This is a genomic window from Streptomyces sp. NPDC060205 (assembly GCF_042728395.1).
In the GTDB taxonomy this organism is placed as follows: domain Bacteria; phylum Actinomycetota; class Actinomycetes; order Streptomycetales; family Streptomycetaceae; genus Streptomyces.
Map to the genome: position 1 here is coordinate 1 of NZ_JBHWZP010000149.1, position 22,739 is coordinate 22,739.

General features: G+C 71.9%; 24 protein-coding genes. 11 read left to right on the plus strand and 13 right to left on the minus strand.

Annotated elements, in window-relative coordinates; translation table 11 throughout:
• Positions 1–77: 77 nt before the first annotated feature.
• A complete protein-coding gene (locus ACFWGJ_RS24625; RefSeq protein WP_107021983.1) occupies positions 78–533 on the minus strand; it encodes a tellurite resistance TerB family protein in 456 nt (151 codons plus the stop codon).
• Positions 534–660: 127 nt separating this feature from the next.
• Between ACFWGJ_RS24625 and ACFWGJ_RS24630 the strand changes: the two genes are divergently transcribed.
• A complete protein-coding gene (locus tag ACFWGJ_RS24630) occupies positions 661–1,686 on the plus strand; it encodes an ion transporter (protein WP_387328278.1) in 1,026 nt (341 codons plus the stop codon).
• Between the two features lie 6 nt (positions 1,687–1,692).
• On the opposite strand, the gene ACFWGJ_RS24635 is transcribed toward ACFWGJ_RS24630, so the two are convergent.
• Positions 1,693–2,067: a DoxX family protein gene (locus ACFWGJ_RS24635; protein WP_387328280.1), complete on the minus strand. Its 375-nt coding sequence runs from the start codon at positions 2,065–2,067 to the stop codon at positions 1,693–1,695.
• A gap of 105 nt (positions 2,068–2,172) precedes the next feature.
• Between ACFWGJ_RS24635 and ACFWGJ_RS24640 the strand changes: the two genes are divergently transcribed.
• Positions 2,173–3,021 carry a LysR family transcriptional regulator gene (locus ACFWGJ_RS24640; protein WP_387328331.1) on the plus strand — a complete coding sequence of 283 codons (849 nt, stop codon included), beginning with the start codon at positions 2,173–2,175 and terminating at the stop codon, positions 3,019–3,021.
• A 71-nt stretch (positions 3,022–3,092) separates the two neighbouring features.
• On the plus strand, positions 3,093–3,548 hold the full coding sequence (locus ACFWGJ_RS24645; RefSeq protein WP_387328283.1) for an RpiB/LacA/LacB family sugar-phosphate isomerase: 456 nt from the start codon (positions 3,093–3,095) through the stop codon (positions 3,546–3,548).
• Between the two features lie 24 nt (positions 3,549–3,572).
• On the opposite strand, the gene ACFWGJ_RS24650 is transcribed toward ACFWGJ_RS24645, so the two are convergent.
• The 9 genes from ACFWGJ_RS24650 to ACFWGJ_RS24690 all read right to left on the minus strand — a co-directional run bounded on the left by ACFWGJ_RS24650 (position 3,573) and on the right by ACFWGJ_RS24690 (position 12,431).
• Positions 3,573–4,616 carry a YbhN family protein gene (locus ACFWGJ_RS24650; RefSeq protein ID WP_387328286.1) on the minus strand — a complete coding sequence of 348 codons (1,044 nt, stop codon included), beginning with the start codon at positions 4,614–4,616 and terminating at the stop codon, positions 3,573–3,575.
• 266 nt (positions 4,617–4,882) lie between these two features.
• Positions 4,883–5,497 (minus strand): ATP/GTP-binding protein, encoded by a 615-nt coding sequence (locus tag ACFWGJ_RS24655; RefSeq protein ID WP_387328288.1) that lies wholly within the window; start codon positions 5,495–5,497, stop codon positions 4,883–4,885.
• A complete protein-coding gene (locus ACFWGJ_RS24660) occupies positions 5,484–5,840 on the minus strand; it encodes a DUF742 domain-containing protein (protein ID WP_210888847.1) in 357 nt (118 codons plus the stop codon). The genes ACFWGJ_RS24655 and ACFWGJ_RS24660 overlap by 14 nt, the downstream gene beginning before the upstream one ends.
• A gap of 1 nt (position 5,841) precedes the next feature.
• Positions 5,842–6,267: a roadblock/LC7 domain-containing protein gene (locus ACFWGJ_RS24665; RefSeq protein ID WP_107021990.1), complete on the minus strand. Its 426-nt coding sequence runs from the start codon at positions 6,265–6,267 to the stop codon at positions 5,842–5,844.
• 11 nt (positions 6,268–6,278) lie between these two features.
• The gene (locus tag ACFWGJ_RS24670; protein WP_387328293.1) at positions 6,279–8,798 is read right to left on the minus strand and encodes a nitrate- and nitrite sensing domain-containing protein; all 2,520 of its coding nucleotides are present in this window, start codon (positions 8,796–8,798) and stop codon (positions 6,279–6,281) included.
• A gap of 245 nt (positions 8,799–9,043) precedes the next feature.
• Positions 9,044–10,060: a substrate-binding domain-containing protein gene (locus tag ACFWGJ_RS24675; protein WP_387328296.1), complete on the minus strand. Its 1,017-nt coding sequence runs from the start codon at positions 10,058–10,060 to the stop codon at positions 9,044–9,046.
• 368 nt (positions 10,061–10,428) lie between these two features.
• Positions 10,429–11,247, minus strand: coding sequence for an SAM-dependent methyltransferase (locus ACFWGJ_RS24680; RefSeq protein ID WP_387328299.1), 819 nt, complete (start codon positions 11,245–11,247; stop codon positions 10,429–10,431).
• 70 nt (positions 11,248–11,317) lie between these two features.
• Positions 11,318–11,554: a DUF397 domain-containing protein gene (locus ACFWGJ_RS24685; protein WP_107021994.1), complete on the minus strand. Its 237-nt coding sequence runs from the start codon at positions 11,552–11,554 to the stop codon at positions 11,318–11,320.
• Position 11,555: 1 nt separating this feature from the next.
• Positions 11,556–12,431 carry a helix-turn-helix domain-containing protein gene (locus ACFWGJ_RS24690; RefSeq protein ID WP_387328302.1) on the minus strand — a complete coding sequence of 292 codons (876 nt, stop codon included), beginning with the start codon at positions 12,429–12,431 and terminating at the stop codon, positions 11,556–11,558.
• Between the two features lie 308 nt (positions 12,432–12,739).
• On the opposite strand from ACFWGJ_RS24690, the gene ACFWGJ_RS24695 reads away from it, so the two are divergent.
• From ACFWGJ_RS24695 to ACFWGJ_RS24710, 4 genes are all read left to right on the plus strand, one after another.
• A complete protein-coding gene (locus ACFWGJ_RS24695) occupies positions 12,740–13,381 on the plus strand; it encodes an ATP-binding protein (RefSeq protein WP_387328305.1) in 642 nt (213 codons plus the stop codon).
• Positions 13,359–13,838, plus strand: coding sequence for a hypothetical protein (locus tag ACFWGJ_RS24700; protein ID WP_387328308.1), 480 nt, complete (start codon positions 13,359–13,361; stop codon positions 13,836–13,838). The genes ACFWGJ_RS24695 and ACFWGJ_RS24700 overlap by 23 nt, the downstream gene beginning before the upstream one ends.
• 279 nt (positions 13,839–14,117) lie before the next feature.
• The gene (locus tag ACFWGJ_RS24705) at positions 14,118–14,942 is read left to right on the plus strand and encodes a hypothetical protein (RefSeq protein WP_387328311.1); all 825 of its coding nucleotides are present in this window, start codon (positions 14,118–14,120) and stop codon (positions 14,940–14,942) included.
• A complete protein-coding gene (locus ACFWGJ_RS24710) occupies positions 14,870–15,640 on the plus strand; it encodes a DUF1775 domain-containing protein (protein ID WP_387328314.1) in 771 nt (256 codons plus the stop codon). The genes ACFWGJ_RS24705 and ACFWGJ_RS24710 overlap by 73 nt, the downstream gene beginning before the upstream one ends.
• A gap of 108 nt (positions 15,641–15,748) precedes the next feature.
• Here the strand turns inward: ACFWGJ_RS24710 and ACFWGJ_RS24715 are convergent, their stop codons facing one another.
• Positions 15,749–16,195, minus strand: coding sequence for a MarR family winged helix-turn-helix transcriptional regulator (locus ACFWGJ_RS24715; RefSeq protein ID WP_387328317.1), 447 nt, complete (start codon positions 16,193–16,195; stop codon positions 15,749–15,751).
• A gap of 221 nt (positions 16,196–16,416) precedes the next feature.
• Between ACFWGJ_RS24715 and ACFWGJ_RS24720 the strand changes: the two genes are divergently transcribed.
• The 3 genes from ACFWGJ_RS24720 to ACFWGJ_RS24730 all read left to right on the plus strand — a co-directional run bounded on the left by ACFWGJ_RS24720 (position 16,417) and on the right by ACFWGJ_RS24730 (position 20,770).
• Positions 16,417–17,103: a response regulator transcription factor gene (locus tag ACFWGJ_RS24720; protein WP_387328334.1), complete on the plus strand. Its 687-nt coding sequence runs from the start codon at positions 16,417–16,419 to the stop codon at positions 17,101–17,103.
• Positions 17,104–17,258: 155 nt separating this feature from the next.
• Positions 17,259–19,151 (plus strand): flavin-containing monooxygenase, encoded by a 1,893-nt coding sequence (locus tag ACFWGJ_RS24725; RefSeq protein WP_387328320.1) that lies wholly within the window; start codon positions 17,259–17,261, stop codon positions 19,149–19,151.
• A 2-nt stretch (positions 19,152–19,153) separates the two neighbouring features.
• On the plus strand, positions 19,154–20,770 hold the full coding sequence (locus ACFWGJ_RS24730) for a hypothetical protein (RefSeq protein ID WP_387328323.1): 1,617 nt from the start codon (positions 19,154–19,156) through the stop codon (positions 20,768–20,770).
• Between the two features lie 34 nt (positions 20,771–20,804).
• Here ACFWGJ_RS24730 and ACFWGJ_RS24735 read toward each other — a convergent pair whose 3' ends face one another.
• A complete protein-coding gene (locus ACFWGJ_RS24735; RefSeq protein WP_387328326.1) occupies positions 20,805–21,827 on the minus strand; it encodes an NADP-dependent oxidoreductase in 1,023 nt (340 codons plus the stop codon).
• Between the two features lie 111 nt (positions 21,828–21,938).
• Here ACFWGJ_RS24735 and ACFWGJ_RS24740 point away from each other — a divergent pair, with 111 nt between their 5' ends.
• Complete coding sequence (locus tag ACFWGJ_RS24740; protein WP_387328328.1) at positions 21,939–22,520, plus strand: TetR/AcrR family transcriptional regulator; 582 nt, start codon at positions 21,939–21,941, stop codon at positions 22,518–22,520.
• The last annotated feature ends 219 nt before the right edge of the window (positions 22,521–22,739 follow it).

Consider the following 22,739-nt stretch of genomic DNA (forward strand, 5'->3'; position numbering starts at 1 on the left):
GGCCGAGGCTGTCGCCCCGTCCGCCCCGCCCGGTCCGCCCGTGCCGCTCACCCCGCCCGTTCCGGCCGCGGTGGTTCTCAGAGGTCGAACTCGTGCGGCGGCAGGTCCAGCGTGAAGCACGCCTCGCGGACCACGGCCTGCTCGGTCTTGTCGAAGTCGCCGTCGGCGCCCCCGATGACGATGCCGATCTGGACCACGGCACGCGCCTCGGCGGGCTTCTTCTTGGCCTTCGCGATCTCCTGCAGCACGCTGACCTTGCCGAAGTCGAAGTCCGCGACCAGCTTGTCGAGGTTGGCGTCGAAGCGGCGCTGGAGGTCGTCGGCGGGGAAGTTCTGCAGCACCTCGTTGGTGGCGATGAGCTGGGCCACCCGGCGGCGCTCGGACGGGTCGATCGTGCCGTCGGCGGCGGCGACCAGCGCGCACATCGCCATCGAGGCGTCGCGGAAGGCACCGCTCTTGAGGTCGTTCTTCTTCGCCACCAGCTGGTTCTGCATCGTCGACGCGGAATCCTTGATGCGGTCCCACAGGGCCATGAGATCTCCGTACGTGTGAGAGGTGTGCCCGGTCGGCCTGGAACGGCCGGGGCATCGCTTATTTCTACAGTAGTGTAGAAATTGGCGGGGGTGTACGACTTCATGAAGAGGGAGCTGGAAGCGCGCGATGACGGATGACGCGGCCACACACTTACCCGGCACCCGCCGTTCCCGGGCCGCTCGGGCGGCCCTGGCCGACCGCTGTCGCGGTGTCACCGAGGCCCGCTGGTTCGGTGCCGCGGTCTTCGCGCTGATCATCGCCAACGCGCTGGTCCTCGGCATCGAGACCTACACGGGCGTCGTCCACGACTGGCACGGGCAGCTCAAGCTCGTCGAGCACTGCTTCCTGGCGGCCTTCACGGTGGAGATCCTGCTGCGCGCGGGCGCCCACGCGGACCGCCCCCGGGACTTCTTCCGCGACCCGTGGAACCTGTTCGACCTGGCCGTCGTGTTCTCCGCGTTCCTGCCCGCCGTCCGTGAGAACGGCACCATCCTGCGGCTGCTGCGCCTGGCCCGCGTCCTGCGCACGGCCAGGTTCCTGCCCCAACTGCGCGTCTTCCTCGTCGCCGTGGGCCGCAGCCTGCCCGGCACCATGAGCTTCCTGATCGTCGGTGCCCTGCTGCTCTACGTGTACGCGATGGTGGGCTGGGTCGCCTTCGCCGAGAGCGACCCCGAGCACTTCGGCTCGCTCGGCCGCGCCGTGCTCACCCTCTTCCTCCTGATGACCCTGGACGGGCTGGGCGACTCGGTCCGCGCGGGCCTGGAGATCTCCCGCTGGAGCATCGTCTATTACGCCTCCTACGTACTCCTCGCCTCCTTCGTCCTCGTCAACGTGCTCATCGGGGTCGTGATCAGCTCCCTCGACGAGGCCCGCGAGCTGGAGCGCGAGCAGGAGGAGGCCAGCGGGGCGGCCGGCGTACTCCCTGCGGGGCCGGTACCGATCCCGGTGTCGACGCCGACGCCGTTGCAGCTCGCGGGGATCGAGGCCGAACGGGAGCTGCGCGAGCGGATCGTGACCGCGCGGCGGGCCCTGGACGACCTCGAAGCGAGCCTTCAGCGCGTCTTCGCGCCCGCACCGCACGAGGCGGAGGGGATCCCCTTGGGCGCTTCCGCTGACCCGGACCCCCTCACCCGCGAGCCGCATCCCGGGTGAACGTGCTCACAGCCAGACCGTGGCCAGCCACACGGTCACCGCGGCGGTCAGGAGAAGCGTGATGTTGAGGGCGATCCGCCGGTCCCCGAGCCGCAGGTGCACCCTGGTCGCACCGATCTGCAGGATCACGAACCCGACGGCCGCGGCCGTCGCCAGCCAGGGCGCGATGCCGGTCAGCGGCGGAAGGATCAGCCCGATCGCGCCCAGCACCTCGATCACGCCGATCGCCCTGACGGCCGGCATCGGCGTGCCGTCCACCCAGGCCATCATCGGGCGCAGCCCCTCACGGCTCCTGACCACCTTCACCCCGCCCCCGTAGAGGTAGAAGAGGGCGAGCAGGCCGGCGACGATCCAGTAGGCGGGTTCGAGTGCGTCAGTCATGCCTTGATCACACTGCGGGGGCGCCCCGGCTGTCCAAGACCCGTTCCGGCACCTCGATACCGTACGGGTATCGGCGCAGGTGCCAGCATGACTATCGTGGCGAACATGGAGCTACGCACGCTGCGCTACTTCGTGGCGGTCGCCGAGGAACTCCACTTCGGCCGGGCCGCCACCCGGCTCCATATGAGCCAGCCGCCGCTGAGCCGGGCGATCCGGCGCCTGGAGAGCGACCTGGGCGCCGCGCTGTTCGACCGGTCCTCCGCCGGGGTCGCGCTCACCGCGGCGGGGGCGCTGCTGCTCGACGAGGCGCGCGACCTGCTCGGCCGGGCCGACCGGATCCGCGAACGCGTGACCGCGGCGGCCGGTGCCGCGGTCCTCACCGTCGGCCTCCTCGGGGACAGCACGGACCCGGGCGTGCTCAGACTGGCCGCCGCCCATCGCCGGCTGCACCCGCACGTCGAGGTCCGCGTCCGCGAGACCGACCTCACCGACCCGACCTGCGGACTGCGCGCCGGAGCGGTCGACATCGCCCTGACCCGCGGGCCGTTCGACGAGACCGGTCTGGCCGTGCGGGAACTGCGGGCCGACCCGGTGGGGGCGCTGCTGCGCGCCGACGATCCGCTGGCCCGGCGCGAGAGCCTGAAGCTGGCCGACCTGACCGGCCGCCGCTGGTTCCGGTTCCCGGCGGGCACCGACCCGCTCTGGCAGTCGTACTGGAGCGGTGGGGAGTCCCGCGAGGGGCCGGTGGTGCGCGCGGTGCAGGAGTGTCAGCAGGCCGTCCTGTGGAACGGCACGGTCGGTATGACGCTCCTCGACCACGAGCCGGCGCGCGGGCTCAGGGTGGTACCGCTGATCGACATGCCGCCGAGCCGCGTGGTCCTCGCCTGGAACCGGGGCGACGCGAACCCCGTACGCGACTCGTTCGTCCGGATCGCGGTCGCCGCCTATGGATGACGGGTGCCGGGTGACAGGCGGCGGGTGACGGCCGATGGATGCCGCCGGTCTCTGCCGGTAGTCTCCGGCGCATGCGGATCTCCGTCTCCTCCGACATGGACGAACCCGTGGCCCGCGCGCTGGTCGCAGAACTGCGCGAGCGCGGCCACGAGGTGCGGGCGTACGGGGCGTTGCTGCCCGACGGCGACGCGCGATGGGCGGTGTGCTCGGAGACGGCGGCCCGCGATGTCGCCGCCGGGCGGGCGGACCAGGCCGTCGTGTGCTGCTGGACCGGCACGGGCGCGTCACTGGCCGCGAACAAGGTGACGGGCGTACGGGCCGCGCTGTGCACGGACGCCTACACGGCCGACGGCGCCCGCCGCTGGAACGACGCCAACGTGCTCGCCCTCGGGCTGCGGCTGACGTCGGAACCGCTGCTCAAGGAGATCCTCGACGCGTGGTTCGACGCCGAGCCCAGCACGGACGCCGACGACCGCGAGAACGTCTCCCATGTGGCAGCGATCGATCGCGGCGGAACCGGCTCGTAGCCGGGGCGGCACGGCCTCCGCCGTTCACAGCACCCTGCGGTGCACGAGGGCCGACAGCACCAGCGCGCCCGGCAGCAGCGGTATCCAGACCGTCAGGACGCGGTAGCCGACGACGGTCGCCGCCGCGATGCCCACGGGGGCACCGAACGCGACCATGGTGAACACCAGCGCCGCGTCCACGGGCCCGATCCCGCCGGGCGCGGGGACGGCCCCGACCGCCGTGCTGGCCAGGAGCAGCGCGAGGACCACCTGCGTCCAGGACAGCGGGAGCCCGAGCGAGAAGCCGACCGTGGCGATCACGCTGCCCTGCAGCAGCGGGGTCGCCGCCGCCCCGCCCCAGAGGGCGACGATCCGGGCGGGCCGCCGGTGCAGCAGCCGTACGTCGGTCAGGGCGGTGCGTACGCAGTCCAGGGCCGGCCGGCGCAGGGGACGTATGGTCGTCACCAGCAGCGCGGCCACGCCGAACCCGGCGGCGACGGAACCGGCGACCAGGGCCATGGTCCGTTCGTCCGGGACCAGTTCACCGAGGTGCAGCAGGTCCGGGTGGGCCACCACGAAGACCAGCAGCACCATCGTCTTGGCGATCGGCCTGACCAGGGAGTACAGCGCGAGCGAGGCGGTGGCGCGGGCCAGGGGTATGCCCCGGCCCTGGAGGAAGCGCAGGGTGACGGCGTGGGCGCCGATGCTCGCCGGGAGCACATGGTTCGCCGCTCCGGCGGCGAACTGCGAGGCGAGCAGCGGTCCCGGCGGCAGCCGGTCGGGGATGGCGCCCTGGCGGACGCACGCGGCGGCCACCCAGCCCAGGCAGGTGCACAGGACCGCGGCGAGCAGCCACCAGGGGTCGGCGGCGGCCAGCCGGGCGGTTCCGTCGCGGACGGTCCGCCAGTCGGCCGCCGCCCAGACCGCGATCAGCACGAGCGGGAGCAGGGTCAGCGCCCAGCGGACCGGGCGGCCGACCGCGGGGAGGCGGGAGGGAACCGGATCGGGGGAGGGCTCGGGGCGGAGCGGCGGAGCAGGGGCGGGCGTGGGGAGCGCCCGGGGGACGGATTCGAGCGGGAGCGAGGACACGGCGCACGTCGTCCTTCCGCGTCATACCCGCGCGGGGCGGGCGGACGGTCACGGCGAGGCAGGAGGGGACGGCCGAAACATGCCCACCCGGTGTGACGCCATGGTGTCCGCAAGCCGACGGGGCGTGGACGGCCCGCCGTCGCGCACACGGCTCCGGCTCCTTTGTTGTGCCCACGCCCACCAGATCTCAAGCCCACCCGCTACCGGGCCCACCCGCTACCGGGCCCGCCAGCTGCCCGGCCTGCCGGCGCCCGGCCCGTCGCCTCTCAGGCCGAAGCGCCGGGCCGTCCGCTTCCGTTGCTCTGGGACGAGGTCGCTATCAACTGGTCGATCAGCGCGATCAGTACGTCCCGGCACGACTCGCGGTCCCGGGCGTCGCACAGCAGCACGTGCGCGTTCTCCGGCAGCGCCAGGGCCTCCCGGATCTCCTCCGGCTCGTACGGATGCTCGCCGTGGAAGCCGTTGACGCCGACGACGAACGGGATGCCCCGCCGCTCGAAGAAGTCGATGGCGGCGAAGCTGGACTCCGGGCGGCGGACGTCGACCAGCACCACGGCCCCCAGGGCGCCGATGGCCAGGTCGTTCCACATGAACCAGAACCGCTGCTGCCCGGGCGTGCCGAACAGATACAGCACGAGCTCCTGGCTGAGCGTGATCCGCCCGAAGTCCAGGGCCACCGTGGTGGCGTGCTTCTCCGGGATGCCGCCCAGGTCGTCGACGCCCAGGCCGGCCGCGGTGAGCGGTTCCTCCGTGCGCAGCGGCACGATCTCGCTGACCGAGCCGACCATCGTGGTCTTGCCCACGCCGAACCCGCCGGCGATCAGGATCTTCACCGTGTCGGGTGCTGAGGTCCCCTGGATGACGGGGCTAGAGCCGGCCAAGGCCGTCCCTCACTTTCTGCAGCAGGTCCAGGTCCGTGGTGCGGGAGATCTCACGCGGTGCCCTGGCGGTGATCCGGCCCGCCTCCAGCAGATCGCAGAGCATGATGCAGACCACGCTCACCGGCAGATCGAGCTGGGCGGCCAGCTCCGCCACCACGAGCGGCTTCGCGCACAGCCGCAGGATCCGCGCGTGCTCGGGCTGCGGTCGCGCGGCCCGGGCGGGCGGCGGATCCACCGTGGTCACCGACGTGATGAGGGTGAAGTCGGCGCGGCTGGGCCGGGTGCGCCCGCCGGTCAGCGTGAACGGCCGGACGAGCCGGCCCGCCGAATCGCCTCCGTTCACTTCACTCGCCGGAGTCGGTGGCGACGCCGGCCCGCGGAGCCGCGCTGAGGTGCTCGCCGATCTTCTTCACCAGCATGTTCATCTGGTACGCGACCACTCCGACGTCCGCGCCCCGGTTGGTGAGCACGGCCAGATGGGCACCGGGCCCCGCCGTGGTGAGAATCAGATAGCTGTTGGCCATCTCGATGAGCGCCTGCCGGACGGGCCCGCCGCGGAAGTCCATGCTGACGCCCTTGCTGAGGCTCATCAGACCGGACGCGGTCGCCGCCAGCCGCTCGGCGTCGTCCCGCAGGAACCCCGTGGACCTGCTGACGACCAGTCCGTCCTCGGAGAGCACGACGGCTTGGTTCACCTCGGCGACCCGGTCCACCAGTCCGGTGAGCAGCTGGTCGAGCTGACTGTGCGTGGCAGGGATGGGGCGTGTCATTTCTCTGTCCTTCATGAGCGGTCAGCGGGCGGAGTCGAGGTGACGGAAGCGCCTTCGGGAGCGGCTTCTTCCCCTTGGTCGTACGACGGATCCGCGTCGTTGTCACGCGCCTGGAGTGTTCCGCGCTGGAATCCGGCGAGGGAGGAGGCCGCGCGTTCCGCGGTGAAGTCGTCCAGGGAGCTGTCGGCCTCGTCGGCGGTGCCGGTCACGGAGTCCTCCCGCAACTCGGCGGCCAGGCTGGTCTGCGGCACCCGGCGCGGCAGCGCCTTCAGACCGTCGCGGGCCGGGAGGCCACCCGACCCGGAACGGCCCGCGCCGGCACGGTCCGCGTCGGCGCGGCCCGTACCGCCACGGCCCGCGTCGGAACGCCCGGCCTCGGGACGGGGTCTGACGGTGCCGGTCCGTGCCGCGGGCACCTCGCCGGTCCGCGCGCGGGCGACCGGCTGCGCCTCCCGTGAGCGTTCGTGCACGGGCCCGTCCGCGTCGGCGTCCTCGGTGTCCCGCGCGCTCGTGCCCTTCGCGGCGACCGCGGCCCGGACCGGTTCCCCGGCGGGCCCGCGCGCCTCGTCGGCCGCCCGCGCGCCCCCGGCGGCGGACTCCGGGGAATCGCGCACCACGATCTCGTACGGGATCAGCACGATCGCGGTCGTGCCGCCGTACGGGGAGGGGCGCAGCGTGACGGTGATGCCGTGCCGGTTGGCGAGCCGGGCGATCACGAACATGCCGAGCCGCAGGTCGTCGGCGAGGGCCACCACGTCGAACTGCGGGGGCACCGCCAACTGGGCGTTGAACGACGCGTAGTCGTCCTCGGACATGCCGAGCCCGCGGTCCTCGATCTCCACCGCGAGGCCCCTGGCCACCAGTCCGGCCCGCACCCCGACGGGGCTGGGCGCGGGGGAGTACGTGGTCGCGTTGTCGATGAGTTCGGCGAGCAGGTGGATGACGTCGGCCACCGCGGGCGGGGCGAGGAACACCTCCTCCTCGGTCTGCACCTCCACGCGCTGGTACTCGGCGACCTCGCCGACCGAGCTGCGCAGGATGTCGATGAGGGCGACCGGCTCGGTCCAGCTGCGGCCGGGCCGCTCACCGCTGATGATGACCAGGTTCTCCTCGTAGCGGCGCAACTGGCTCGCCGTGGAGTCGAGTTCGTACAGGCCCTTGAGGATGTTCGGGTCCTGGTGCTCGCGTTCCAGCGCGTCGAGCTTGGTGAGCTGGAGGTTGACCAGGTTCTGGCTCTGCCGGGCGATGCCGAGGATGACCTTCTGGAAACCGCGCCGGGTGTCGGCGAGTTCCACCGCGGTGTTGACCGCCGTGCGCTGGGCGGTGTTGAACGCCTGCGCCACCTGGCCGAGTTCGTCGCGGCCGTAGTCCAGCTCGGGCGTCGCGGACTCCACGTCGACGGTCTCGCCGCGGTCGAGCCGCGCCACCACGTCGGGCAGCCGTTCCTCGGCCAGGCCCAGGGTGGCGATCCGCAGCCCGCGCAGCCGCCGCGACAGGGAGCGGGTGATGCGCCACGACATGAAGACGCACACCAGCAGGGCGACGAGTCCGGCGGCGCTCAGCGCGGCGGCCTTGATCAGCAGCGCCTCGGCCTGGTCGTCACTGCGCTGCAGCAGTGCCGCCGTCTCCTGCTGGATCAGCGTGGAGTACTGCAGCCGGAGCTTGTCGTACGCCGTCGTCCAGCGCTTCTGCGCGTTCGGGAGGTCGATCCGCCCGCCGTCGCCGCCCTTCGCGCGCGCCGCGAGCACCTGCTCCTCGACGGTCTCCAGGGACTTCCAGTCCGAGCCCTGGAGGATCCGTTCGGTCTGTGTCTTGACCGAGCCGCGCAGCGACGGGATGAGCTGGTCCTCGACGAGGAAGCGCCGGGCGTTGACCAGTTGGGTGAAGTGGCTCCACGACTCGTCGTCGAGCCTGCCCGCCGGCCACACCAGGTGGAGCTGGGCGTCCTCCTGGGAGACCAGCTCCGCGGAGTGTTCGAGGGCGACGAGCGGGCCCGCCTGCGAGGTGAGTTCGCCGTCGTCGACCTGCGAGATCTCCTGGAACGCGTGGATCTGGTCGTCGATGATCGAGGTGTACTGGTCCAGCGCCTGCTCGGGGGTGATGTCGGTGGGGTTGTCCACCTGCCCGCGGTAGTACTCCAGGCTGCCCACCGACGCGATGACCGAGTACATCCGGTCGCGGATACGGGTGGGTGCCTCGCGGATCCGTTCGGACTGGCCGACCAGCGTCGCGATGGCCTTGTCGGTACGTTCCCGCTGCGCGTCCAGGGCGCTGCGGGAGCTGTCGGGCGAGGCCAGCAGCACGGCGGACAGGCTGCGTTCCTTCTGCAGCGCCAGCGTCGCGTCGGTGCCCATGGCCCCGGTCGACCGGCTGAGGCCGGTCTGGTCCCGCAGCCGCAGGCCCTCGGAGAACATCTGGATCGTCGTCACACCCCACATGGCGGCGAGGGTGACGCTGGGAACCAGGGCCAACAGGATCAGCGAGAGACGTATGGAGCCGAGACGGCGGCGGGCGCCTGTCCGTGGAGACATCGTCGTCCTAGAGCGATCAGCGGTGAGCAGGGGTCGGTCGAGGGGGAGTTCGGGCGGTCGCGGGGGGTGTCGGATCGTCGGCAGGGCGGAGCAGGGGACGGACGCGCCGGATGGGCGCGTGTCCTGTGCGCACAGGGGGTCCGCAGGATGCTATCCGTACAAGTGACCGTACGCACCGTGAGTACCCCAAACCTTGTCATCGCCGTTATAAGGCGATCTCCGTTCGGGCAGCCCCGGCGGGCGGTTCAGCGGGTCCCGTTCGCCGCGTACTTGGCCACCGAGGCGACGTTCTGCCTGGTGACGAACGCCGGTCCGGTGAGCACCGGTTCCTCGCCGCCGCCGCTCACGTTGCCGTTGGTCTCGTACAGCCAGAACGCGTCCACGGCGAGGTATCCCTGCAGGTAGGGCTGCTGGTCCACGGCGAACTGCACGTCCCCGCTCTGCACGGACTTGACGATGTCGCTGTTGAGGTCGAAGGTGGCGATCTTCGCCTTGCTGCCGGCCTCCTTCACCGACTTCACGGCCGCGAGGGCGAACTGGGCGCCGTTCATCACGACTTCGTCGATGGTCGGGTCCTGGCGCAGCGCGGCGGCGACCGACTCGATCAGCGCGTCCTCGTCGGTGCCGTCCACGTAGACCAGGTCGGTACGGCCGCCGAAGGTCTTCTTCACACCGGCGCAGCGGGCCTCCACGGCAACGTTGCCGCGCTCGTGGATGACGCACAGGGCGTGCTTGGCGCGCAGCGAGTCCAGCTTGTCGCCGACGGCCCGGCCCGCGACGCTCTCGTCCTGGCCGAAGTACTGCATCAGGCCGCCCGCCTTCCAGGCGTCGATACCGGAGTTGAGGCCGACCACCGGGATGCCCGCCGCCCTGGCCGCGGCGACCGCGCCCTTCATCGCCTCGGGCTTGGCGAGGGTCACCGCGATGCCGTCGACCTTGTCGGCGACCGCCTCGCGCACCAGCTTGGCCTGGCCGGCGGCGTCAGGGTCGCTCTGGTAGGCCAGGTCGATGCCGTCCTTCGCGGCGGCGGCCTCGGCGCCCTTGCGCACCCGCTCCCAGAACGCGTCGTCCGGGGCGCTGTGGGTGATCAGCGCGACCTTGATCCCGGAGCCGCCCGCCTTGCCCGCCGTGGTGGCGTCCGAGTCGGCCCCGTCCGAGCCGGTGCAGCCGGACGCGAGGAGGGAGACGGCGGCGCAGGCGGCGAGGGCGGCGGTGCCGCGCGCGGTTCTGCCGGAAAGGGGGCGGGAGGGAGTGTGGGTCATGGGGGAACAGCACCTCGCTGTGCGGCCGACAAGCGGATGGGGGCGTCAAGTCGCTGTGACGGCCGACGGGACGAGGTGCCGACCGTCCGACTTTCGCTGGCCGGAGCCAACCGTGTGTGACGCCCGGTCGTCAAGTGAGTGACCGCATGGCCCGAGTTGTGCGCTTTTGATTTGAGGTAGGGATGAGGTGTGAGCCTCAATGGGGCGCTCCCGAAGGAGCGCCCCCAAGGGGCGCGGGGAACTGCGCGCTCAGCCCCCGCCGGCCCGCGGATGTCGTAGGACGGTCCGCGAGCCGGTTCCGCAGGCCGGCTTCACCCGGAATCAGCCCCGGCTGCACGCCGGATTCACACCTGCTTACAGCGGCAGCGTCACCCCTTGCGGGCGATCGCCCCGTACATCGCGATGTCCTCGTCCCGGACACCCTGTTCGCCCGTGCCGTCCGGATGCCACTTGTGCACCTGGACGATCCCGGGCTCGACCAGTTCGAGACCGTCGAAGAACTCCTCGGCCTCCCCGATCGTCCGCAGCCGCATCGGCATGCCGCGCGCCGCGTACTCCCGGGCGACCCGGCCGACCTCGTCCGGCGCGAACTCGGCCGTGCCGATGGTCATCGCCAGATAGCTGCCCGAGGGCAGGGAGTCCAGCAGGCGCCGGACGATACCGACCGCGTCGTCCTCGTCCAGCACGAAGTGGACGATCGCGATGACGGTCAGCGCGACCGGCTTGTCCAGGTCCAGGGTCTCCAGGAACTCCGCGGAGCCGAGGACGGCCTCCGGGTGCTGGAAGTCCGCCTCGATGTACGACGTCCTGCCCTCGGGGGTGCTGGCGAGCAGCCCCTGGGACAGGGTGAGGACGATGGGGTCGTTGTCCACGTAGACCACACGGGACTCGGGGGCCACCGACTGGGCGATCTCATGGAGGTTCGGGGAGGTGGGGATGCCCGTCCCGATGTCCAGGAACTGGCGTATCCCCGCGCTCTCGGCGAGCCAGCGCACCGCGCGGTTCATCCAGTCGCGGTTGGCCCGCATGTGCACGGGCATGGCGGGCCACTCCCGCACCATGGCGTCACCCGCCTCCTTGTCGGCGGGGTAGTAGTCCTTGCCTCCGAGGATGTAGTCGTAGATGCGAGCCGAGTGCGCGCTCTCGGTGTCGATCCGGTCGGCAGGCCATCCGTCGTTGTCGGGCAACGCCGATCTCCCATCTTGTCGTCGGTTCACGGTGAACGCTCAAGCAGCAGCAGGAGTTTCGGAACAGCGGTCAGAGCAAAAAGTCGGCGCGGCCGGCCTTCACGCCCGCCAGGAAACTCGTCATCTCACGCGGGGTGAAGACCAGCGCGGGACCGTCGGGGTCGGTGGACTGGCGCAGCGCGACCCGGCCGTCGCCGAGCTTCTTCGCCTCGACGCAGGCGCCGCCCGCGTCGTCGCTCCACGGCTTGTACCAGCCGCGGTTGCCGAGTTCGCGGGACGGAATGCCGTTGCGTATGTGGTGGTGCACGTCAGAGCTCCTTGCGGATCGCACCGAGGAGGGCCTCGGTCTTTCTGGCGGGCGCCGACTGGGCGCCCAGCCGGTCCAGGGCCTCGCGGTAGACCACGACGTCGTCGTCCTTGTCCAGGTACACAGCGCCCACCAGGCCGCTGAGATAGACGATGTCGGGCAGCTCGCGCGCCCTAAACCGGAAGAGGTGGAACGCGCCGGCCCGCATGGCCGGGTGCGGACCGTTCGCGAACGGCATGATCTGCAGCGTCACGTGAGGCAGCGAGTTGACCTCGATCAGATGGTCGATCTGGGCGCGCATCACCTCGGGGCCGCCGACCGGCCAGCGCAGCACCGTCTCGTCCATCACGATCCACACCCGCGGCGGCGAGGGCCTGGTGAGCAGTTCCTGGCGCCGCATGCGCAGGGCCACGCGGCGGTCCGTCGCGTCCACCGAGGCATGCGGGTTGCCGGCGCTCAGCAGGGCGCGGGCGTACTCCTCGGTCTGCAGCAGCCCGTGCACGAACTGCGCCTCGTACGCGCGGATCTGCAGTGCCGCCTGCTCCAGGCTCAGATACGCGGAGAACCAGTCGGGCAGCACATCGCGGTAGGTGTGCCACCAGCCGCGCTTGTTCGCCTCACGGACCGACTTCAGGAACGTGTCGATCTCCTGCTGGTCGGTCACGCCGTAGATCTGGAGCAGCTTCTCCGCGTCGGGCAGCCGCAACCGGGCCACCTTGGCGGCCTCCATGCGGCGGATCGTGGAGTGGCTGACCCCGAGCGCCGCACCGGCCTGCTCGAACGTCAGCCCGGCCCGGGTGCGCAGTTCCTCCAGCTGTCTGCCGAGGATCATGCGCAGGACGGAGGGCGCGCCACCCCAGTCGGTCTCAGCGGTCACGCCTTACCCCCTCACAGCGGGCTTCGAGGTCGCAGTCTGTCACGATCACCCGTTCGACAGAGGAAGCATGCACCTGCTGAATTGCAATTTTCAACTTGCCGGTTGCGAGCTGATGTTGGCAGGTGTCACAGTAGGGCGTACCGTCACGGCCCGGTGAACGACCTGACGGCGTGGCCCAGTTGGGGGAGAACGGACCGCGCATCGTCACTGTCCGCAACGGGGTGTTCGCACCCCGCGGCGCAGCGGATCCGTGCGGTACCGGCACCGGTCTGACCCCCGGTGCGAAGGCAGACGAAAGGCGAACGGCGATGGCTCCGCCCTCTCTCCCCAAGCCATTGGGCCGACTGCCCGCGGACCAGCACACCGAGAGCGTGGCGGACAGCGCGCTCGGCAAGAATGCGGACAGGACACCCGACAGGTCGGGCGTGTTCGGCCTGCCTCCCACCCCCGCCTCGGTCGGCCTGGCCCGCCGGAACGTGACCGAACTGCTCCGCGCGTGGGGCACGGACCCCGAGGCATGTGACAACGCTGTCCTGGTGACCTCCGAGCTGGTCACCAACGCGCTCACGCACACGGCGAGCGAGCGGATCGTGTGCAGACTGCGCTCCGACGGACAGCGGATCCAGCTGGAGGTCGAGGACCAGAACCGCGGTCTGTCGATCCCCGCCCAGCGCACCGCCCGACTCGACGACCAGGGCGGCCGCGGACTCATGCTGGTGGGCATGCTCAGCACCGACTGGGGCACGCGCGACACCGCGCACGGCTCCGGACGCGTCGTCTGGGCCGTCCTTCCGGCCCGTCCGGCGACGGTCCCCCCGCCGTCCCCTCTGCCGTCGGACAGACGGACACCCGCCGCGTCCTCCGGGCTCGTGTCCACCCCGCACCTCACCCGGCCCGCCCCCCACTCGGCCGAAGGATCCCTGCCTCATGGAACTGCAGCACGCCCCTGAACCGTGGTCGCGTACGACCGTGACGTCCCCGTCCGAGCGCCCGATCCGCCTGGTCATACCCGCACGGTTGCGCACCGGTCTGGGGTGTGACGTGGTGGGCACGTCCAGGGAGCACGGTGAACGCATCCTGGACTGTCTGCCCCGTATCGGCTGTGTCTTCGCCGATGACACCGACGACACCGACGCCGGTTCCGCGGGCGGCGGACGCTGGTGGTGGGTCGTCCCCGCCGGCTCCCACATCGGCGTCAGCTGGCCGCCCTCCGTCACCTACACGGTCGGTGCCCGCCGGGCCGACCCGTCCTGGACCCGGGCCCGCCGCGGCCGCTTCTCCGCGAAACCCCGGCTGATCCACAGCCCCTCGGGCGACTCGCCCTACACCCCGCCGATCCCCCTGTACTTCCTCGCGTGCCGCCTGGCCGGACGCGTTCCGAGCTGGTCCCTCGCCGCAGGGGCCTGAGCGGCCCGCGGCCGCCCTCCCGGCGTGAACGCCGACCGGCCGGGTGGTTCGTCCGCGGGCCGGTGGGGGCTCGTCGCGCAGTTCCCCGCGCCCCTGGAAGTGGGGCTGCGCCCCGACTTCCAACCCGGAAGTGGGGCTGCGCCCCGACTTCCAGCCCGCCTCCTCCGTGGACCTGGACGTGCGTGACGCTGCGAACGCCGTACGCGCCGTGCCGTGACGCGAAATGATGTGACGCGACGCCCGGCGACGTGACGGGTGCGGGGAGGACGGCGGGCGACCGTGCCGGGTGACCAGGTGACGCGGGGCGAAGGCCGGGCCCTCGGCCCCGGGCCGGGTTCCGCGGCGGCCGTGGTCCGGGCCATGACGTTCGCCCTCGTCGGCAGTGTGCTCGCGGCCGTCGGCCATCACGCGGTCGACGGCGGACAGGTGCCGTGGCGCCTCGTGGCCGCCCTCGCCGTCGCGCAGTTCGTCGCCGTACGCCCCCTCGCCCGCCGCCGCCCGGGACTGCCCGTGGTCGCCGGGTGCACGCTCGCCGCGCAGGCCGCGATGCATCTCGCGCTGGGCACGGTCGCCGGCGGCGGCCACCGGGGCATGGGGCACGCCGGTACGGAACACCTGGCGCACGCCGGTCATTTCGCGAGGGCGGCGGGCGGTGGACACCCCGGGCACCCCTGGCAGCACGCGGCCGGGGCGATGACGGCGGCCCACGTCTGCGCGGCCCTGCTGGTCGCCTGCCTGCTCCACCGGGCCGACGCGGCGGTCACGGCAGCGCTGGTCACCGGCCGTACGCTGCGCACGCTCGCGGCGGCGGTACTGTCCCGGCTCCTGCCGACCGGCCCGGCCGCCGCCCACGAGCCGCCGCCCGCACCGCTCACCCGCTCCCTCGACCGCCCGGCCGGAACGCGGACGACCACACTGGAACACACGCTGGTGCGCAGAGGACCTCCGGGACGTACGCCCGTCCCGCTCGTCCCCTTCACCCGGGTCCGGCCCCCGCGGCCCGCCCGGTTCCACCAGCAAGGAGTTCCTCTGTGTCCACGTCCACGACGTCCCCGTCCAGCACGCCCTCGCTCCTGTCCGCGAACCTCCGCCGTGCCGGCCTGACCGGCGCCGCCGCGCTGACGGCCGTCCTCGCGCTCGCGGGACCCGCCGCCGCGCACGCGGAGGTCGAGGCCGACAAGGCGCAGGCCCTCGCCGAGAACGTCACCCTCACCTTCGTCTCCGAGGCGGAGTCCGCCTCCGCGGGCTTCCGCGAGGTACGGGTCGTCCTGCCGAAGGGGATCGCACCGGCCGACGTGTCGCTCGGCAAGGCCCCCAAGGGCTGGAGTTTCAAGGCCACCGCCGACGGTTACGTGGTCGGCGGCCCGGCGCTGAAGACCGGGGTCGACGCCGAGTACGAGGTGAAGGTCAGGCAGCTCCCGGACGCCGACGAGGTGGCGTTCAAGACCGTGGAGACGTACAGCGACGGTGAGATCTCCCGCTGGATCGAGCTGCCCAAGGACGGGGAGGAGGCGGAACAGCCCGCCCCGCTCCTGAAACTGAAGGCGGCGGCACCGGGCGCGACGCCCATCGCGCCCAGCCCGAGCGCGAGTCCGACCCCCAGCCCGACGCCGTCGGCCGAGGGCACGTCGTCCGCGCCCGCGACCACGGGCGCCGAGGACGGCGAGAAGGCCGCGGACAAGAAGGACGACGACGGCTCCTCCACGGGGCTGCTCGTCGGCGGCGCGATCGTCGCGGTGCTCGTCGTCGGCGGCGGGGCGTGGTGGCTGGTCAAGCGCCGCGCCTCCGCCACCGGCGGCTGACCCGCACCCGGCCCGTGGGACGCGCAACGCCCCACGGGCCGGGTGCACGGTTCGGAGCGGAGGGTGAGCGCGCGCACGGAGCCGGGGCCGGTGGTGCGGGCAGCGGTGTCAGGGACGCGGCCAGGGGCGCTCGTCCAGGTTCTCGATGTCCGTGTTGAACCGCTTGAGATACGCGGCGAAGGCGGCGACCTCCTCCGGGTCCCACCCGGCCAGCACCCTCTCCAGCCCCTGGACGCTCTCCCGGCGGTGGGTGTCGAGCCGGCGCTCGCCCTCCGCGGTGATACGGAACTTGCGGGCGATGCCGCCCTCGGGGTCCGCGATGCGTTCGACGAGGTGGGCGCGGAGCATGGCCGCGGTCTGCCGGTTGAGCGTGGAGGCGTCCAGGCCGAAGGCGTCGCTGAGCTGGCCGATGGACATCGGGCCCTCCATCCGGATGCGGCTGAGCACGATGTACGCGCTGCGTTCGAGGCGACCGCCGGCCCGGGGCGAGTTCAGATAGAGATGCCGCCCGAGCAGCATCGTCTCGAACTCGATCAGGTGGGTGGGCTTGTCCATGTCGGTCGCCGGTCCTTCCCCGGAGCTGACTCTCGCCCCGGCCGTGCGTCCGGTCCCGCGGCAAGGGGCATCAGACATGACATCAAATATGCATCCGACACGTATTGTGCATGATGCATATGCTCTTCGCGGACGAGGTGCGTGCGATGCGCGGGATGGACGAGATGGACCGGGTGTACGGAGCGGGCGGCGCCGTCGGGGAGTACGTGACCGGCGCCGACATGTCGGTCTCCGTGCCCGCGCGCGGGGCGGGGCAGCACCTCCTGGTCGTGGTCCACGACCCGGCGGTCACCGACCTGCTGACGACCACCCTGGAGCTGGCGGACTACCGGGTGACCGTCGCGCGCACCGGCGCCCAGGGGATGCTGTGCATGGCGGAGCGGCGCTTCGACCTGGTCCTCTTCGACGTGACGGTCCCGGATGTCGAAAGCCTGGGGGAGGGCCGCAGGTTCCGCCCGGCCGACCGTCCGCCGGTCCTCTTCCTCGCCCCGTACGAGACGCTGGGGGCCCTGGTGCCCGAACTCGGCCTGGGGCAGGCGGACTACGTCACCCTGCCGTTCCGGATCTCCGAAGTCCTCGCCAGGGTCCATGTGTTATTGCGCGGCCGTGAGCCGGTGCGCCAGGGGCCGTGCTACGGCGATCTCGCGCTCAACGACGCGACCTGCCAGGCCTGGCGCGGCCGGCGGGTGCTCGACCTCACCCCCGCCGAGTACCGGCTGCTGCGGCATCTGCTGGTCAACGCGGAGCGTGTGCTGTCGAAGGAGCAGATCTGCCTCCATGTCTGGGGAGAGGCCCGGGCCGGCAACGCGATCGAGAAGCTCGTCTCCCGCGTGCGCCACAAGGTGGACCAGGAGCAGCCCTCGCTGATCCACACGCGCCGGGGCTTCGGCTACCGCCTCGGTCACTGAGCCCTGCCCTTGCCCCTCCTTCGCGCGGCGAGAGGATGTGATCCGGGTCACGTCAGCTTCCCGTCAGGTCACCGGCCGTGAGCTGTCAGTCCGCTCCGGTTGCATGTGATCACACAGGACGCAGCCCCCCGCGCCCACACACCAGAAGGACAGGTATGCCCCCCACCCCCCACGCCTCGTCCGACACACCCGACTCCGGTACGGGCCCCGGTTCCGGTACCGACTCCGGTACCCGCCTCGGTTCCGGTCCGGACGGGCTCGGGTTCGACCCCGACGCCCTCCGGGCCCGCTACCGCGCCGAGCGCGAACGCCGTGTCCGCCCCGAGGGGAACGCGCAGTACCGGCGTATCGCGGGCGAGTTCGGCTTCTACGCGGACGATCCGTACGTGGACAGCGCCGAGTTCACCCGGGAGCCGCTGCACGACCGGGTCGAGGCGGTCGTCGTCGGCGGCGGGTTCGGCGGTCTGCTGGCCGGCGCGCGGCTGCGCCAGGCGGGCGTCGAGTCGATCCGCGTCATCGAGAAGGCCGGTGACTTCGGCGGCACCTGGTACTGGAACCGCTACCCCGGAATCCACTGCGACATCGAGTCGTACGTCTACATGCCGCTGCTCGAAGAGGTCGGCCACATCCCCGAGTGGAAGTACGCCCCCGGCGAGGAGATCCGGCAGCACGCGCGGGCGATCGGGCGCCACTTCGGGCTGTACGACGGGGCCTGCTTCCGCACCCTGGTCACCGAACTGCGCTGGGACGAGGGCGCGTCGGAGTGGGTGGTCTCCACCGACCGCGGCGACCGCGTACGGGCCCGGTACGTGGTGATCTCCAGCGGCACGCTCAGCCAGGCGAAACTCCCCGGCATCCCGGGCATCGAGACCTTCACGGGTCATACGTTCCACACCAGCCGCTGGGACTACGCGTACACCGGCGGCGACGCGACGGGGAACCTCCACCGGCTCGCCGACAAGCGGGTGGCCCTGATCGGCACCGGCGCGACCGCCATCCAGGTCGTGCCCCATCTGGGCCGCGACGCACGGCAGTTGTACGTCTTCCAGCGCACGCCGTCCTCGGTCGACGTGCGCGGCCAGCGGCCCACCGACCCCCGGTGGGCGAAGTCGCTCGAACCGGGCTGGCAGCGCCGGCGCAGGGACAACTTCCTGCGGACCGTGACCGGTTCGCCCGCCGGGGACGACCTGGTGGACGACGGCTGGACGAGCAGCGCCCGGCTGCTGCAGAACCTCATCCCGACCGACAACTTCGCGGACCTCCCCACGGAGGAACGGGAGCGCCTGAACGAGCTGGCCGACTTCCAGAAGATGAACGAGATCCGGAGCAGGGTGGACTCCGTCGTCGAGGACCCGTCGACGGCCGAGGCGCTCAAGCCCTGGTACCGGTACATGTGCAAGCGGCCCACGTTCAGCGACCACTACCTGGACACGTTCAACCGGCCCGATGTGACGCTCGTCGACACCGCCGACCACGGCGGCGTCGAGCGCATCACCGAGAACGCCGTCGTGGTCGGCGGCACCGCGTACGAGGTCGACTGCGTCATCTTCGCGACCGGCTTCGAGGTCGGCGTCTCGGGCATCCTCTCGGGCCGCCTGCCCGTGCACGGCAGGGGCGGCGCCCGGCTGCCCGACGACTGGCGGCAGGGGGCCAGGACGCTGCACGGCTTCTACAGCAACGGCTTCCCCAACCTCTTCCAGCTCGGCCCGCTGCAGAACGCCAGCGCCGTGAACTACGTCCACATCCTCGACGAACAGGCCACCCATGTCGCCGAGGTGGTCGCCGAGGCCCGCGCGCGCCGGGCGCGGTACGTGGAGCCGACCGTCGAGGCCGAGACCGCCTGGGTCGCCACGATCCGGGAGAAGGCCGCGGACCTCTACGCCTTCCAGGCCGAGTGCACCCCCGGCTACTACAACAACGAGGGCAGGCCCCGGCAGCGCAGCGAGTCGTACGGCGACGGTCCTGTCGCCTTCCACGAACTGCTCAGGCGCTGGCGCACGGACGGCGGCATGGACGACGTCATCGTCGACGCGGAAGGGAGCCGGTGACGATGACGAACCCCAGCCGGTACGACGCCACCGGCACCCGGCGGGTGACGAGCCGCCGCTGGCACACCGACCGCCTCAACCCGCCGAACCGGCTGTGGGGTTCGAACGGCGTCACCTTCGGGCCCGACGGACGGCTGTACGTGGCACAGTTCCTGGCCGGCCGGATCAGCGCGGTCGACCCCGCCTCCGGGGACGTGGACGTCGTCGTGGAACAGGACGGCCCGGTCCAGGCACCCGACGACCTCGCCTTCGGGGCGGACGGCTCCATGTACATCGCCGACCTGACACCGGGGCGCGTGTGGCGGCGTACCCCCGACGGCACGTACACCCTCGTCTCGGACGAGGTGCGGGTGCCCAACGGCATCACCTGCGTGGGCGACCGGCTCTTCGTCAACGAGATGAGGATGAACGGCCGCCTGCTGGAACTCTTCCCCGACGGCGGTGACCCGGTGGTCCTGACCGACGGACTGGCCCTCGGCAACGCGATGCAGCTCGGCCCCGACGGCTGCCTCTACTACCCGCACATGATCGGCAACCAGGTCTGGCGGATCCCGCCCGACGGGGGCGTGCCCGAACTGTTCGCCGAGCACGTCGACGACCCGGTCGCGGTCCGCTTCGACCAGGGAGGCGTCCTGGTCGTCCTCTCCCGCGGCCCGGCCGGCATCGTGACCCGCATCGACCTGGCCACCGGGGCGCGTTCGGTCGTCGTCAGCGGGGTGGTCGGGCTCGACAACGCGGCCTTCGACGCGGAGAACCGCATGTACGTCTCCAGCTTCGGCAGCGGCGGCGTCACCGAGATGCACGAGGACGGCCGCACCCGCGAGATCGTCCCCCGGGGCCTCAGCGGCCCCTTCGGGGTCACGGTCGACCAGCGGGGCACGGTGTACGCGGCCGACCACTACCGGCTCGCGAGCCCCGGCGACTGTGGTGCGGGCGATTCGAGCGGCGTGCTCACCCATGAACTCCAGACCTTCGTGCACGGCATCACCGCCGACGACGGACTCCTGCACTTCGCCTCGGAGTACGGCGACATCCGCACGTACGATCCCGTGCGCAGGTCCACGCGCGTACGCGTACGGGGACTGGACGAGCCCACCGGGATCGCCGTCGCACCGGACGGGGCACTCGTGGTCGCCGAGACGGGCGCGGGCCGGGTCGTACGGATCGACGGGTCCGACGCCGTCACGGTGCTGGCCGAAGGGCTACGGCATCCCGTGGACGTCGCCTTCGACGCCGAGGGCCGCTGCTACGTCAGCGACGACCGGCTCGGCACGGTGAGCCGTATCGACGACGGCGAGGCGGTGACCGTGGCCGAAGGGCTGGGCGCGCCGCAGGGGCTCGCGGTGCGCGGTGACGAGTTGTTCACGGTGGACACGCGGGACCGGTGCCTGCGGGCGGTCTCGCTCGGCACGGAGGAGAGCCGGATCGACGCCGAGGACCTCCCGGTCGGCCTGCCGCCGGGCATCACCCGCGCCGACCCGTCACTGTTCGCCGAGGGCATGCCGGGCTCTCCCCGCCCGTTCGCCGGACTCGCCGTCGCTCCGGACGGCACCCTGCTCCTCTCGGCCAACGGCGAGGGCAGCGTGCTGCGGCTGACCGCCACCGCAGCCCGACAGTGATCACCTCCGAAAGGCCGACCGAACCGGGACGCAGTTAGGCCACCGTCAGCACGATCTTGCCCCGGATGTGGCCCCGGGCGGCGCGTTCGTGCGCTGCTCGGGCGTCCGCGAGCGGGTACGTGCTGTCGATCTCGACGCGTACCGTGCCCGTGTCGAGCAGGCGCCCCAGTTCGGCGAGTTGCGCGCCGTCCGAGCGGACCTGTGCGGTCGAGACCGTGACGCCCAGCTTCGCGACCTCCTCGTCGTCGAACTCGCCGAGGAACACCGGGAAGAGGGCGCCGCCGCGCTTGAGCGTGCGCAGGAAACGGCTGCTGTGGGGACCGCCGACGGTGTCGAGGACGAGGTCCGCGTCGTGGACGAGGTCCTCGGGACGACTCGTCGTGTAGTCGATGAACCGGTCGGCGCCCAGCTCGCTCAGGAACGAGGCGTGCGCGCCCGAGGCCACCGCGACGACCTGCGCCCCCTTCCACTTCGCCAGTTGCACCGCGAAGTGCCCCACGCCGCCCGCGGCGCCGTTGACGACGACCGTCGTGCCGGCGCCGAGAGCCGTCGGGCGGTGCCGCTCCGCCTGGAAGGGCGACGGATGATCGTGCCCGACCTCGATCAGGAACTGCCATGCCGTCAGTCCGGCCATGGGCGCCCCGGCGGCGTGCACATGGTCGACGCCGGCCGGCTTCCGTGCGAGGTCCGAGGCGCAGGCGGCCACGTACTCGGCGTACGCGCGGCCGTCGAAGCTGGGGAACCGCAGCAGCCCGAAGACCTCGTCGCCCACGGCGAAGCCGGTCACGTCCTCGGCGACGGCCTCGACGACGCCCGAGACGTCCGTCCCCGGGATCACCGGCAGACTGATCGTCGAATCCGGCTCCCCGGGCACGCTGGTCAGTCCGCCGCGCAGGTACCAGTCCGGCGGATTGACGCCGACCGCGTGCACGCGGACGAGCACCTCGCCCGGGCCCGGCACGGGCACCGGCACCTCGTCGTGGCGGAGCACCTCGGGGCCGCCGTGCTCGTGCAGCCGGATCGCCCTCATCGTGCGTGCGGTCGTACGTGTAGGCATCGTTTTCCCCTGTCCTAGTCGCGGGATAGACTCATCCGGATCAGCGATCCACATAAGTGGACCACTGATCCGAATATATGGACCACTGATCCGGATAGTCAAGGGGGACAGGTGCGCGCCGACGCCAGGAAGAACCGCGACCATGTGCTCGCCGTGGCGGGCGCCGCCATCGCCGAGCAGGGTGTCGACGTGTCGCTGCGCGACATCGCACGGAAGGCGGACGTCGGGCTCGCCACGCTGCTCCGGCACTTCCCGACGCGTGAGGCGCTCCTCGAAGCCCTGCTCCACACGAGCTTCGAGGAGCTGACCGCGAAGGCGGACGCCCTCGAAACCTCGGGCTCGCCCGAGGAGGCGCTGGTCTCGTGGCTGCGCGACTGCGTCGGATGGACCACCGAGTACCGGGGCGTGACCGTGCTGATGGCCGCCGCCATCGAGGACACCGACTCCGCGCTCCACGCCTCGTGCGTCACCCTGCGTGCGGCCGGCGCGCGGCTCCTCGCCCGAGCGCAGGCCGCGGGCGCGGCGCGGCGCGACCTCGACGGCACCGATCTGTTCGCGCTGATCGCGGCGCTGGCCTGGCTCGGCGACCAGTCCTCGCTCGCGTCCCGCGCCGATCACCTCTTCGACGTGGTCGCGGGCGCGATCCTGACGGCTGCGGCGACGGGCGGCAGCGCAGCGGAAGGCAGTTCCTAGGGGGAGGCCAGGGTTCCCGGTCGCCGGATCGAGGGTTTTCCCCGTATCCGGGGGGCGGGGATGGCACCTATCGTCGTTCGAGCCACGTCCGAACCGTGGGTAACACGTTGAGCGGCCGCCGCGCACAGCCGATGGACGGGCGGCCGGGAACCGAGAGCCACCCCCCACAGGGTGGGGCCGAAAGGCCCCGCAGGGGCGGCCGACGCGAGCGGGCGTCGG

Excerpts from the sequence above, each read along its gene's own strand:
- ACFWGJ_RS24670 (WP_387328293.1), bottom strand. The coding sequence starts at position 8,798 with ATGTCTCCACGGACAGGCGCCCGCCGCCGTCTCGGCTCCATACGTCTC.
- ACFWGJ_RS24630 (WP_387328278.1), top strand. The coding sequence starts at position 661 with ATGACGGATGACGCGGCCACACACTTACCCGGCACCCGCCGTTCCCGG.
- ACFWGJ_RS24700 (WP_387328308.1), top strand. The coding sequence starts at position 13,359 with ATGGAACTGCAGCACGCCCCTGAACCGTGGTCGCGTACGACCGTGACG.
- ACFWGJ_RS24695 (WP_387328305.1), top strand. The coding sequence starts at position 12,740 with ATGGCTCCGCCCTCTCTCCCCAAGCCATTGGGCCGACTGCCCGCGGAC.
- ACFWGJ_RS24675 (WP_387328296.1), bottom strand. The coding sequence starts at position 10,060 with ATGACCCACACTCCCTCCCGCCCCCTTTCCGGCAGAACCGCGCGCGGC.
- ACFWGJ_RS24635 (WP_387328280.1), bottom strand. The coding sequence starts at position 2,067 with ATGACTGACGCACTCGAACCCGCCTACTGGATCGTCGCCGGCCTGCTC.
- ACFWGJ_RS24725 (WP_387328320.1), top strand. The coding sequence starts at position 17,259 with ATGCCCCCCACCCCCCACGCCTCGTCCGACACACCCGACTCCGGTACG.
- ACFWGJ_RS24640 (WP_387328331.1), top strand. The coding sequence starts at position 2,173 with ATGGAGCTACGCACGCTGCGCTACTTCGTGGCGGTCGCCGAGGAACTC.
- ACFWGJ_RS24730 (WP_387328323.1), top strand. The coding sequence starts at position 19,154 with ATGACGAACCCCAGCCGGTACGACGCCACCGGCACCCGGCGGGTGACG.
- ACFWGJ_RS24645 (WP_387328283.1), top strand. The coding sequence starts at position 3,093 with ATGCGGATCTCCGTCTCCTCCGACATGGACGAACCCGTGGCCCGCGCG.
- ACFWGJ_RS24735 (WP_387328326.1), bottom strand. The coding sequence starts at position 21,827 with ATGCCTACACGTACGACCGCACGCACGATGAGGGCGATCCGGCTGCAC.
- ACFWGJ_RS24625 (WP_107021983.1), bottom strand. The coding sequence starts at position 533 with ATGGCCCTGTGGGACCGCATCAAGGATTCCGCGTCGACGATGCAGAAC.
- ACFWGJ_RS24720 (WP_387328334.1), top strand. The coding sequence starts at position 16,417 with ATGTCGGTCTCCGTGCCCGCGCGCGGGGCGGGGCAGCACCTCCTGGTC.
- ACFWGJ_RS24665 (WP_107021990.1), bottom strand. The coding sequence starts at position 6,267 with ATGACACGCCCCATCCCTGCCACGCACAGTCAGCTCGACCAGCTGCTC.
- ACFWGJ_RS24715 (WP_387328317.1), bottom strand. The coding sequence starts at position 16,195 with ATGGACAAGCCCACCCACCTGATCGAGTTCGAGACGATGCTGCTCGGG.